This is a genomic window from Testudinibacter crocodili (genome assembly GCF_006228025.1).
Classification (GTDB): Bacteria; Pseudomonadota; Gammaproteobacteria; order Enterobacterales; family Pasteurellaceae; genus Chelonobacter.
Genome location: NZ_VDHF01000010.1, coordinates 1 through 13011, shown reverse-complemented (window position 1 = coordinate 13011; position 13011 = coordinate 1). Strand labels below are relative to the sequence as shown.

The following is a 13011-nucleotide window of genomic DNA, read 5'->3' as shown; positions in this document are numbered from 1 at the left end:
TATAAACAAACATCAACAGCCCCTATAAATTATTGAGGAACACATTATGAATCAAGGTGGAAAAATTTTAGATACGATCGGTGCTTTACAAAGCAGCTTGACTAAAACGGAAAAGCGGATTGCAGCAGCCATTTTGACCTCTCCCGATTTGCTCAACCAATGTTCATTATCGGAAGTCGCTGCAAAATTAGATGTCGGTGAAGCGACATTCATCCGTTTTTGCCGTACTTTAGGTTTCAAAGGCTATACCGATTTCAAACTGGATCTTGCCATTGAATTGGCAACGCAAAATAAAGAAAATGGTTCACTGTTGGATACCGATATTGCTGGAGAAGACGGACCAGCAGAGATTGCACTAAAATTGCAAAGTGTGTTGTCGAATGTGATTTCCGAAACCATCAATCTATTGGATTTTGATGAATTGGAAAGAGTGGTGGACAGCATTCGTCAATCTAGACGGATTTTCGTATTTGGTGTGGGGTCGTCCGGTTTGACGGCGGAAGATGCCAAACATAAATTCTTGCGAATCGGGTTGCAGGTCGATGCCTTGACCAACAACCACTTCATGTATATGCAGGCTTCATTGCTGAATAGCAACGATATTGTTATTGGTATTAGTCATTCGGGTTATTCGGTTGAAACAACCCAAGCACTGAAAATCGCCAGATCCAATGGTGCAAAAACCGTAGCGATCACCCACAATTTACGTTCGCCGATTACTGAAGTGGCAGATTATGTGTTGATCAACGGCAACCGTCAAGGGCAGTTGCAAGGAGATTCGATCGGTACCAAGATTTCCCAATTATTCGTTATGGATTTGATCTACGCCCTGCTGGTACAGGCAGAGCCGGATAATTCCATGAGTAAAAAACAAAAAACGCTTAACGTTATTCTCGAACAACGTATCAAATAATTTTATTAATCCTTCAGGAGAGTTCATGAAAAGTTTAAAAGGTATTTTTAGTGCATTATTGGTGTCTTTCAATACGGACGGCACAATTAATGAAAAAGGCTTGCGCCAAATCGTTCGTCACAATATTGATAAAATGAAAGTGGACGGGCTATATGTTGGTGGCAGCACCGGCGAGAATTTTATGCTCTCAACCGAAGAGAAAAAAGAGATTTTCCGTATTGCCAAAGATGAAGCCAAAGATCAAATCGCGCTGATCGCCCAAGTGGGCAGTGTCAACTTGAAAGAAGCGGTGGAGTTGGGCAAATATGCCACTGAATTAGGCTATGACTGTTTGTCTGCGGTGACGCCGTTCTACTACAAATTCAGCTTCCCGGAAATTAAACACTTCTATAACACCATTATTGAAGCAACCGGCAACCGTATGATTGTGTATTCAATTCCATTCTTAACCGGTGTGAATATCGGCGTGGCACAATTTGGTGAACTGTATGAAAATGAGAAAATCATTGGCGTGAAATTCACCGCAGGCGATTTCTATCTGTTGGAACGTTTGAAAAAAGCTTATCCGAGTCACTTAATCTGGGCGGGCTTTGACGAAATGATGCTACCGGCAGCGGTATTGGGCATCGATGGTGCAATCGGTAGCACCTTCAACGTCAACGGTATCCGCGCACGTCAAATTTATGAAAAAGCGCAAGCAGGACAAATTCAGGAAGCATTGGAAATCCAACATGTTACCAACGATTTGATCGAAGGAATTTTAGGCAACGGCTTATATTTGACCATTAAAGAGTTGTTGAAACTGGAAGGGGTGGACGCAGGTTATTGCCGTGAACCGATGACCAAAGAATTAACTGAAGCACAAATTGCCGTTGCAAAAGAGTTAAAAGCGAAATATCTTTAATTCCGCACTTTATTCAGTTGCATAGACATTGGCTAAATAGATATTAGCTGAATAGACAGCAGTCGAATATCTGACAGAAAAAAGATGAACCAAGTGCGGTTCATCTTTTTGTTTTCTTCTTAAAACTTTGTTCTTAAACCTTAGGAGTTGCTATGTTTAAAACACTACAAAAGATCGGCAAAGCCTTTATGCTGCCGATTGCGATTTTGCCTGCCGCTGGTCTGTTGTTGGGGAGCGGTGGTGCACTCTCAAACCAAACCACCATATTAGCTTACCCGGTGCTGGATAATGCGTTGCTACAAAGCATTTTTCAAGTGATGGCAGCGGCAGGTACGGTGGTATTTGCCAATTTAGCACTGTTATTATGTATCGGATTGGCAATCGGATTGGCGAACCGTGATAAAGGCACGGCGGCGCTAGCGGCGGTGGTCGGCTATCTGATTATGGTGGGTACCATCAGTGCATTGCTGAAACTTTTCACACCGGATGCCAGTGGTATCGATACCGGCGTGATCGGCGCATTATTGATGGGGTTGGCGGTAGTTTGGCTACACAACCGCTACCATAATATTCAATTGCCACAAATGCTCGGCTTCTTTGGTGGATCACGCTTCGTACCGATCGTGACGGCTTTTGTTGCGATTTTTGTCGGATTATTCTTCTTTTTAGTTTGGCCGACATTTCAAGGCTGGCTGGTCAATGCCGGAGAAAGTATTGCCAAAATGGGTGCCATCGGCACTTTCTTCTATGGTTTCTTAATGCGCTTGTCCGGCGCTATCGGCTTGCACCACATGATCTATCCACTGTTTTGGTACACTGAACTGGGTGGCGTGGAACAAGTGGCAGGAAGTGCGGTTGCCGGCGCGCAAAAAATCTTCTTCGCCCAATTGGCCGATCCGAATCATCAGGGGTTGTTTACTGAGGGAACACGGTTCTTTGCCGGACGTTTTGATACCATGATGTTTGGTTTGCCGGCCGCTTGTCTGGCAATGTATCACTGTGTACCGAAATCCCGACGCAGACTGTTCGGTGGACTATTCTTAGGTGTTGCTTTAACCTCATTTTTGACCGGTATCACTGAACCGATTGAATTTATGTTCTTGTTCGTCGCACCTTGGCTCTATGTGATCCACGCATTCTTTGATGGGGTATCGTTCTATATTGCCGATATTCTCAATATTTCGATTGGCAATACTTTCTCCGGCGGTTTTATCGATTTCTTACTGTTCGGTATTTTGCAAGGCGATGCCAAAACCAACTGGATCCGAGTGGTCTTGGTCGGGGTACCATGGGCGATGTTGTACTATTTCACGTTCCGTTTCTTGATTATGAAATTTAATGTGATGACACCGGGGCGTGATGACGACAGTCAAACGGAAGAGAATCAAAGTGCGGTTTCTGCCAATAGTAATCTGCATAGCGATGCAGTGAAAATCATTACCGCACTTGGTGAAAAAGAGAATATCGAACACGTCGATGCTTGTATCACCCGTTTACGTGTATCATTAAAAGATGTGAAAAAAGTCGATAAATCAACTCTGAAAAAAATCGGTGCGATTGATGTACTGGAAGTCGGCGGCGGTATTCAAGCGATTTTTGGTGCCAAAGCAGTATTGTATAAAAGCGAAGTCAATCAGATTTTAGGGTTGGAAGATTAAGTTCCCAAAACCGTAGTCTGAGATCATAAAAAACTTGTGCTTGAAAACACAAGGTTCAGATTATTAACAAAGATATTTGATGAGGCAAAGTAGGAGCGGATTATATATCCGCCCGTTTGCGAAGTGCGGTATAAGCATTTATCAATAAAGGAAAAACATAAAGTGCGGTGCGGGCGGATATATAATCCGCCCCTACTTTTATAATATTTATCGTGTATTTAAACCTTTGTCAGCAATCTAAACCTTGTGCTTAAAAACACAAGGTTTTCTCAATATGAAATCGGTTTAAGCAAACGGATCACGCAGGATCATGGTTTCAACCCGATCCGGACCGGTGGAAAGAATATCAACCGGTACTCCGGTCACTTCTTCAATGCGTTTGATATAATCGCGTGCAGTTTGCGGCAGCTGGTTAACATCGGTGACACCAAACGTGTTTTCAGACCAACCGGGTAAGGTCTCGTAAATTGGCTCGACATTTTCCCAGTTTTCAGCCGCTGTCGGGGCATATTCGACAATGGAACCGTCCGGCATTTTATAAGCAACACAGATTTTTAATTCGTTGAAGCCATCCAATACATCCAGTTTAGTCATGCAGAAACCGGAGATTGAATTGAGTTGAATTGCGCGGCGTACCGCAACCGCATCAAACCAACCGCAACGACGTGGGCGACCGGTAACGGCACCAAACTCATTGCCTTTTTTAGCAATTTCCGCACCGATTTCATCAAATAATTCCGTGGTGAATGGACCGCCACCGACACGGGTACAGTAGGCTTTGATGATACCCAACACATAATCCAAATGACGCGGCCCATAACCGGCACCGGTGGCAACGCCGCCAGCAGTAGTGTTGGAGCTGGTGACATATGGATAGGTGCCGTGGTCGATGTCCAGCATGGTGCCTTGTGCACCTTCGAATAAGATATTGTCGCCGTTTAAGCGGGCTTTGTCTAAAATAGTCGGAATGTCGGCAACCATTGTGGTGATAATATCAGCCACTGCAAAAATCTCGGCTAAGGTTTTGTCGTAATCAACGGCGTCAACCTTATAGTAGTTCACCAATTGGAAGTTGTAGTATTCCAGAATATTTTTCAGTTTCTCGGCAAAGGCTTCACGATTGAATAGATCACCGACACGCAAGCCACGACGGGCAACTTTGTCTTCATACGCCGGTCCGATGCCGCGTCCGGTGGTGCCGATGGCTTTTTTGCCTAATGCCGCTTCACGGGCATGATCCATGGCAACGTGGTAAGGCAGAATCAGCGGACAAGCTTCGGAAATCAGCAAGCGTTCACGCACATTGACGCCACGGCTTTCCAATTCGCCCATCTCTTGCATCAATGCAGCAGGGGAAAGCACTACGCCATTACCAATCAAACAAGTGACGTTATCACGCAAAATACCCGACGGAATCAAACGTAATACCGTTTTTTCTCCGTTGATAATCAAGGTGTGGCCGGCATTGTGACCGCCTTGATAACGCACCACATATTTTACCCGATCCGTCAATAAATCGACGATTTTGCCTTTTCCCTCATCGCCCCATTGAGCGCCAAGGATAACAACACTTTTCCCCATAATAGTTTACCTTTTAAGATTTGAAGATGGATATTCGCAACTGATCACTTTACTCTTTTCCAAGCCTCACTACAATCCACAATCAAAGTGCGGTTTTATAGGGCTTTGGAACATTGCGGGCGGATAGTGAGTCCGCCCGCTGGCTTTCGTTATTAATTTTCCGGTGTTTGCATATAACGGAAGAAATCACTGCCCGGTTTTAGAATCATCATATTGCCTGAATTTTTGAAGCTTTTTTCGTAGGCTTTCAAGCTACGCACAAAGCTGAAAAACTCCGGTTCATTGCGAAACGCATCGGCATACACTTTGGCAGCGGTGGCATCGCCGTTACCACGTAGCTCTTGGGCGGTTTTGCTGGCGGTTGCCAAGATTACTGTGACTTTGCGATCGACATCAGCTTGGATAAACGCTGATTTTTCGCGACCCTGTGAACGATGTTCCCGCGCAACGGCATCCCGTTCGGCACGCATCCGTTGGTAAATCGAAGAAGAAACTTCTTGCGGCAGGTTGATTTGTTTAACCCGCACGTCAACCACCTGAATGCCTAAATCAGACGAACTGTCGGCGCCAGTATTCAACGCATTTAACGCACCGGTCATCAACTCGCCACGTGTACCGGAAACGATGTCTTTAATGGTTCTTGAACCGATTTCAGAACGTAAGCGGTCATTGACTTTACGACGCAACAAATTGTCGGCATAGGTGTAATCGCCACCGCCGGTACTGGTATAAAAACGACCAAAATCGCTGATTCGCCATTTCACATAAGAATCCACCAGCAAGTCTTTTTTCTCCACCGTGACGAAGCGATCAGCTTGTCCGTCTAAGGTTTGGATTCTGGCATCTAAAATTTTTACATTATCAATAAACGGAATTTTAAAATGAATACCTGGCATATAGATAGAGACTTTGTTGTCGCTGTCACGTAAGACTTTGCTGAAACGCAACATGATACCGCGCGAGCCTTCATTAATCACCACCACACTGGAATATACAATCGCTGCCACCAGAATAATGACAGGAACTAAAAACTTACGCATTATTCAAATCTCCCTTGACGAGTACCGTTTTGGTTACGTTCTTGTTGTTGTGAACCGTTATAGCTGTTGTCATTGCTGTTTGAGGTAGTCGGCACAGGTGTGACAGCGGCTGCTCGGTTTGCTGCGTTGCCCAACGTGGTATTACTATTCGCCCCTTTTGCTTGTGGTGCATCCGTTTTCTCGACCGCACTTTCAGTGACTTTTTTCTGATTAAGCATTTGTTCTAACGGTAATACGGTCAGGTTGTTGCCGTTGTTAGCATCCAACATCATTTTCGGCGTCTCAGCCATAATATTTTCCATGGCTTGAATATATAACCGCTCTTTCAACAAATCCGGTGAGGCTTTATATTCCGGCAACAATTGCTGGAAGCGCTCCACTTCCCCTTGTGCGTCCAATACAACCTGTTCTTTGTAGGCGGTTGCCTGTTCGATAATCCGTTGTGCGTCTCCGCGTGCAATCGGCTCTGCTTCACGCGCATAGGCTTCTGCCTGACGGATAAAGCGCTGTTCGTCTTCTTGTGCTTTGATTGCATCGTCGAACGCATCTTTGACTTGCTCTGGCGGACGCGCGGACTGGAAGTTGACGTCGATCACCTCTAAGCCCATATCATACGGCTTGATGATGTTTTCCAGATAACGCCAAGTGTCTTCACGCACCACAGAACGACCAGTGGTTAAAATATCATCCATGCTCATATGACCGATAACATAGCGCAGGGCACTGTCGGTGGCTTGTGACAAACTGTTGTTGGCATTGGTGACACTGAACAGGTATTTTTCCGGATTGTTGACTCGATATTGCACCGTCATTTCGACGACGACCATATTTTCATCTTGGGTCAGCATACTACCTTGGGTTTTCAGTTCACTGATTCGTTCGACATTAACCGGCACTACTTGATCGATAAACGTCGGTTTCCAGTTCAAGCCCGGCTGCACAATCGAGTTGAATTCGCCGAAACGCAATACCACACCGCGTTCTGCCTCTTTGATGGTATAAAAGCCACTGATGCCCCAAATAATAACGCCGATCACTGCGGCGATCGGTAATAATTTGCCTAATCCGTTGAATGGGATGCCGTTATTGTCGGATTTGCGCCCATTGCCACCACCCATTTTTTTCAATAAATTACCAAATAGTTCTTCTAAATCAGGCGGTCCTTGTTGTTTATTGCGCTGCTGGCTTTGTTGTTTATCCGGCTCAGGTGTGCCAGAATCAGGATTGTTTTGCCAGCCTTGACCTTGCTCAGGTTTTTTTGAGCCTGATTGCCCTGGTTTGCCCCAAGGGTCTTGCTCCGAATTATGGTTGTTATCAGAACCATTCCACGACATAGTATCAATATCTCCGTCCAGCTAACATCAAGCCACAAAGCAAGCGGTGCGGCAACACGCTTGTAAAAGCTTATTTGTCACTGGATTTTGTTATAAATAGAATAATAAAGGTATTAACTACCGCATTAATTAAGCGTTGCTCGGCGCAGTCGCAATTTTAACAAACTGCTAACCAAACAGCTTTGATTGTATCTATTTAACCTCTGGATTACCAGCCTTTTTCCGTGATTTTAGCTGACCGTAGCTTGACGACTAGGCTTGATTACACGTATTTGGTTGAATGGTTTAGCACCGTTGAAAAGTGCGGTTCAGTCACGCCAGCACAGATGGGCGGGAATAATTTGGTTGGCGATCGGTTTTTGCTCGAGCAGACTGAGAATTGCCTGAAAGAGTTCATTGGCGATTTTTTCATGATCTTGGCGAATAGAGTGAATTTTAAACGGCAAGCAGTTTAATAATTCATAATCATCAAAGGTGGCGAGGTGTAACCGTTGTGAGCTAAGTTGATCCAACAGTTGATGTTCGTTTAAAAAACGGAGTACGCCAACCAGCAAACCGTAGGATGCAACAAAAACCGCCTGCGGCAAGCGGCCTAAGCGTTGCAATAACTGCTGCATCATGATATAGCCTGATTCGGAATGGTAATCACGGTGACTGACCCAGTTGTTTTGCAGGGCTAAGCCAGCTTGTTGCAGACCGCACTTGAAGCCCTGTAAACGCGCCTCGCTCGGAGTGAGTTGTAGCAGTCCGCCAAGATAATAAAATTCGTTGAGCTGGTATTTACTGATCATTTGCGCCACCATGGCGGCAACCGCACTTTTATCATCAGTGATGATATAGGGTATTTTTGGTGCATCGGCAATAAAACGGTCTAGTTGAATTGTTGGAATGGTGTTCAAATAGGGATAGTGCTTGCGTTTTTGACAAACCGGGGTGGTGATCAAAATATCAATTTGACGTTCCAGCAGGTTTTCAATCGCTTTGGCTTCTAAGTGCGGTTCTTCATCGGAACAACTGATAAGCAACTGCAAACCGTGGTTACGACACAAACGTTCTAACATCTGACTGGTTTGTGCAAAGCCGAAGTTAGAAAAATCGGGGATCACCAAGCCGATAGTATTGGTGCGCTGTGATTGCAGCGCTTTGGCGTAGATGTTGGCACGATAGTGATTTTTCTCTGCGATTTGCAGGATTTTTTGTCGAGTTTCCTCTTTAATCCGAAATTCATCGGCACGTCCGTTCAGCACCATGCTGACGGTAGTTTTGGAGACGCCGCTGAGTTCGGCGATGTCATTCAGCGTACAACGTTTTGCTTTAGCGATCATGTTTTTTTATTTGTATAAGAATAAACTGTAATTTCGTAGGGGCAGATTATATATCTGCCCGAACAGGATATTGCATTTTTCTTTTGTTGATGAAATGCTTATACCGCACTTCGTACTCGGGCGGATATATAATCCGCCCCTACTTTATTTCATTAACTTGTAGCGTAATTATTGGATTTTGATTACTCCGCCAAATACGCAATCGGCGCTAACACCGCACTTTCAATTTCCAATCGGCATGAACTTTGCAGCCTATTTTGCCGATTTTTAATAAAGAAGCGCGAAGTTAGCACTTTCTCGCCACCGTTCAAGAAAATTTCGATCACCGAGCGATCGATAAAAATTTCCACCTGTTGTAAATCGGCAATCGCACAATAACGCTGTTCGCCCAAACTCAGCATGCTTTCCGTTTGCTCGCTGGCGCTGCGATCGAGACAGAACACATCGTTTTCATAGCTTAAGTTTAGATGCTGCCCTTGTGGATTATCAAACAGTCGTAGGCTGAAATCGCGATTGTGCGGATTAAATTTCAGATAACGGCGATCCAAATCCGCCAATTCTGTGGCTTGCTGCAATGAAAGTGCAGTCAGATTTTGTGGATAATACTGTTCGAGCGGCGTTTGGTAAATATAATTATTTTTCAAGGTCAAGCGGCGCGGTAGGGTCAGGGTGGAGTGCCAGCCGTATTCGTCGGTCGGATATTGTAAATCCGGCAACCCGACCCAGCCGAGCATGACCGCACTTTCGCTGTTGTCTAAGCCGGCAAAGGTTTGTGGTGCATAAAAATCAAAGCCGTAATCCAGTTCGCCAAATTGTTCCACCTCAAATTGTAAATCGTTCAACTTGCCGATCACATAAGTGGAATGGTAGTTGTTTTGGAATTGTTGCGCTTCACGTTGTTTACCTTGTGGCGACCAAATAAACAGATCTTTGTCGCCGATTTTCAGCAGATCAGGGCATTCCCACATAAAAATATGGCGGTTGTCGAAATCCGATAGGTTCAGTTCGCCCATCAGTTGTGGCGGCGTGTTGATATTTTCCATTTCAAACACAATAGCAGTGCCACTCAAATTGTCGCGTTGCGCACCACAAATAAACCGCACTTTGCCGTCGGCAGTGAAATACGGCTTCGGATCGCGCACGTGTTCGCTGTAACCGGCAGGGGCGCAGGTGACCAACGGATATTTATCCAACAGCTTGCCGTCTTTGCGGAACACGGCGATATTTTGATATGGAATCCGCGCATTATCGCTGCTGCGACGGGTGTTGCCGGTGTAAAACACTGCGATATAATCGCCTAGCGGCAATGCACCGCCGGAGTAACAGCCGTGCGATTCGAACATTTCAGTCGGAATTAAGGTGTCGGCGAGGGTGAATTGTTGGAAATCCGGCGTGGTGTAGTGTAACCAATGTTTCATGCCGTGCATGGCGCCGTAGGGGTACCATTGGTAGAAAATATGGTATTTTTCACCATCAAATACCAAGCCGTTTGGATCATTGATTAAACCGAAAGGGGCAACCAAATGATAATCAGGGCGGAAATTCTGATCAGTAGCAACCAGTGCCGCCACCGTATCGAGCTCGCCCTCTTCGGCGGCAAGCAGACTTTTATATTTTCCCTGATTGAAGATCAGCATCGGATTTCCTCTTTTGGTTAATTAAGCGGATTCTGCTAAATAATCAGCTAACTGTTGTTGGTTTGGCAACGCTGCCATCGCGCCTTTGGCAGTGATCGCCAGTGCACCGCAAGCATTGGCTTGGCGGATAATCGGTACCAGATTTTGCCATTGTTGCCAGTTTTCGGTTTGTGATAACCCGGCAAGCAGCCCGCCGACAAAGGCATCGCCAGCGCCGGTAGTGTCTACGGCTTGCACCGCTTTGCCGCTGATCAATTGCTGTTCGCCGTTCAGATGTACCAATGCGCCTTTTTTGCCCATAGTGACGATAATCAATTTTTGCGGGTAGTATTCAGTGATGGTTTTTAAGGCTTGCTCTAGGGTATCGGTTTCGGTCAGCAAGGTCAGCTCTTCTTCCGAGAATTTTAATACATCTGCTAATTCAACGGCTTGCATCACAGTTATACGCATAATATCTTGGCTTTCCCATAGTGACTCACGCAAATTTGGGTCGAACGATACCATGCCGCCGATCTGTTTGATTTGCTGCATGGCAGTCAGGGTGGCTTGTTGCGACGGGTTGTTCAACAGTGCAATTGAGCAGCAATGCAGCCACTCGCCACGGTTAAACTGCGGCAAATCGTCGGTTTGCAAAAATTGATCGGCACTGGGATTGACCATAAAGGTGAAACTGCGCTCGCCGTTATCGTCCAGATCGACAATCACGGTAGAAGTGCGGTTTTGCGGATCAAGCAACATAAAATCAGTGTTTACATTTTCTTGATTTAACACATTTTTCATAAAAACCCCGAGTGGATCTTGACCGACACGTCCGATAAATGCGGTTCTGCCGCCCAAACGGGCAATGGCGACAGCAACATTAGCAGGGGCGCCGCCAGCGGCTTTTAAATAATGTTCTGCACCGTCAGGAATCAAATCCACCACGGCGTCACCTAATACCCAAACTTTTTGTTTCATGCCAGCCACCTTCGTCTCTATTGTTACGCAAGAAAATATCATACTCAAAATTTTAGCTAAAACGGTTTAGTCTGGCAATGAAAGTGCGGTTTTTCTTGAGAATAGGGTTGGGAAATGTGATCTAGATCTAAAAAATGCGGTCGTGAAACCGCACTTTACGTTTAAAACGTCTTTTCAAAAATCACATTCAGGTTTTTCTGCCGATAGGAATATATCGACGGTAGGTTGCTGTCTTGCTTTTTCCAGTTAAAATGTAACTTCGGCGTGATACCCCACAAATGCCAATCGCGTTTCCACAGGGTTAAATTCACGCTATAAATCTTATCGTTGCGCACTTTGCCGAGCGGAATCATGCTGCCCAGTTTGGCTTGATCTTTGTAGTTGCGCTGTGCATAAGAGAAGCCCAAACGTGAGGAAATGCCCCACTGCCACTCCTGCCCCCAACCGAGCCGCACGGTGCGCGTATTGTTGCTGTATTGCAACACACGGGTCTTTTCGCGGTTATAATCGCCGCCGAGATAGAAAAACTGGCGCGGGCTACGCAGCCACAGCAGGGTGGCGGAAGCCAGTTGGCTGTGTCCGTTCAAGTTTTGGCTGTCGTAATAGCGCTGTTCGGCGTGTTCAAGTGCGGTTGAAATCTGCCAGTTGACGTTGAGCCAGCGGCGGTATTCGCTACGCACGCCGTTCGCCCATTTATACGACTGGTTACCGTACCAACGTTTTTCATAAAACGGCAGAATTGACCAACTTTGTACCGCACTTTTATGGGTGTAACCGAGATAAGTGCGGTTATAAATATCATCGTAATCATGATTGTCCCAAAAATTTTTGCCGAACAGTTCGGTGCCGACATGCAGATAGTGCGCGCTAACCAAATTGAAATCCCGCTCCAGACTGAATGAATAGACAATGCCGTGCGCTGATTGCGGCAGCATGCTGTCGTCTTTGACAAAACCGGTATTTTCAATTTCGCGCTTGGACGAGGTGTTATTAACATTGCTGTCACGCAGGTAATACGCACTGAAACTGCTTTGCCAACCACGACGTTGTTGCAGAGCGTCGAGATAGGAATCAATCAGCCTCACCACCGGCGCAGGCACAGCGACCGCACTTTTGGCTTTTTCGAACTGATCGCGCGCCGCATTGTCTTGCCGATCGTGGAACAGACTTTTTGCCAATTCAATCCGCACTGGATTCAGGTCAGGATTGACGGCGAGAATCTCACGAAAACGGCTAATCGCCAGCGGATAATCTTGCGCCAGTTGCGCTAATGTGGCTTCGGCAAACTGAATTAAAATCGGGTCATGTTGCGCAAATGTGCGGTAAATCGCCAACAATTCATTGATTAATTCCGCATTGCGTTGTTGCAGTGCTAAATTTAACCAATCTTGTGCTAACTGTGGGTTCGCTAATAATTGTGCACGACTAACTCGTAACGGCTGCACCGCACTTGGCGTTGAATCGTCCACCGTTTTCAATGGCGCAGTTGGCAGGGCGATATTTTGAATGCTTTCGGGGGTTGTCGCTTGATTTACGCTAACGGTGGTTTTGGCAACCGCACTTGCTACACAAAGTGCGGTTAGGCTGGTTACTAAAAGAGGTTTTTTCATGTGGTTTCTTAAAAAAAGAGGCGCAGGAGCGCCTCAGATTATTGACAAAGAT

10 protein-coding genes are annotated in these 13011 nt (G+C 45.8%); 3 read left to right on the top strand and 7 right to left on the bottom strand.

Annotation, left to right across the window (positions count from 1 at the left end; genetic code table 11):
- The first annotated feature begins 46 nt into the window (after positions 1-46).
- The 3 genes from FHQ23_RS01125 (at position 47) to FHQ23_RS01115 (ending at position 3475) form a co-directional block, all read left to right on the top strand.
- A complete protein-coding gene (locus tag FHQ23_RS01125; protein WP_132964575.1) occupies positions 47-913 on the top strand; it encodes a MurR/RpiR family transcriptional regulator in 867 nt (288 codons plus the stop codon).
- A 25-nt stretch (positions 914-938) separates the two neighbouring features.
- Entirely contained in the window at positions 939-1817 is an 879-nt protein-coding gene (gene nanA / locus FHQ23_RS01120; protein WP_139612673.1) for an N-acetylneuraminate lyase, read from the top strand.
- A gap of 152 nt (positions 1818-1969) precedes the next feature.
- Positions 1970-3475 (top strand): PTS transporter subunit EIIC, encoded by a 1506-nt coding sequence (locus tag FHQ23_RS01115; protein ID WP_139612672.1) that lies wholly within the window; start codon positions 1970-1972, stop codon positions 3473-3475.
- Positions 3476-3760: 285 nt separating this feature from the next.
- On the opposite strand, the gene purA is transcribed toward FHQ23_RS01115, so the two are convergent.
- The 7 genes from purA to FHQ23_RS01080 all read right to left on the bottom strand — a co-directional run bounded on the left by purA (position 3761) and on the right by FHQ23_RS01080 (position 12959).
- Positions 3761-5056, bottom strand: coding sequence for an adenylosuccinate synthase (purA, locus tag FHQ23_RS01110; protein WP_139612671.1), 1296 nt, complete (start codon positions 5054-5056; stop codon positions 3761-3763).
- 152 nt (positions 5057-5208) lie between these two features.
- Positions 5209-6096, bottom strand: coding sequence for a protease modulator HflC (gene hflC / locus FHQ23_RS01105; RefSeq protein ID WP_139612136.1), 888 nt, complete (start codon positions 6094-6096; stop codon positions 5209-5211).
- Positions 6096-7430, bottom strand: a complete 1335-nt coding sequence (gene hflK / locus FHQ23_RS01100; protein ID WP_139612670.1) for an FtsH protease activity modulator HflK — start codon at positions 7428-7430, stop codon at positions 6096-6098. Before hflK ends, hflC begins: the two co-directional genes overlap by 1 nt.
- A 308-nt stretch (positions 7431-7738) precedes the next feature.
- The gene (locus FHQ23_RS01095) at positions 7739-8755 is read right to left on the bottom strand and encodes a substrate-binding domain-containing protein (protein WP_139612669.1); all 1017 of its coding nucleotides are present in this window, start codon (positions 8753-8755) and stop codon (positions 7739-7741) included.
- 182 nt (positions 8756-8937) lie between these two features.
- Positions 8938-10392 carry a glycoside hydrolase family 32 protein gene (locus tag FHQ23_RS01090; RefSeq protein ID WP_139612668.1) on the bottom strand — a complete coding sequence of 485 codons (1455 nt, stop codon included), beginning with the start codon at positions 10390-10392 and terminating at the stop codon, positions 8938-8940.
- A 21-nt stretch (positions 10393-10413) separates the two neighbouring features.
- Positions 10414-11349 carry a fructokinase gene (gene cscK, locus FHQ23_RS01085; protein ID WP_139612667.1) on the bottom strand — a complete coding sequence of 312 codons (936 nt, stop codon included), beginning with the start codon at positions 11347-11349 and terminating at the stop codon, positions 10414-10416.
- A 161-nt stretch (positions 11350-11510) separates the two neighbouring features.
- A complete protein-coding gene (locus FHQ23_RS01080; RefSeq protein ID WP_139612666.1) occupies positions 11511-12959 on the bottom strand; it encodes a surface lipoprotein assembly modifier in 1449 nt (482 codons plus the stop codon).
- Between the last annotated feature and the right edge of the window lie 52 nt (positions 12960-13011).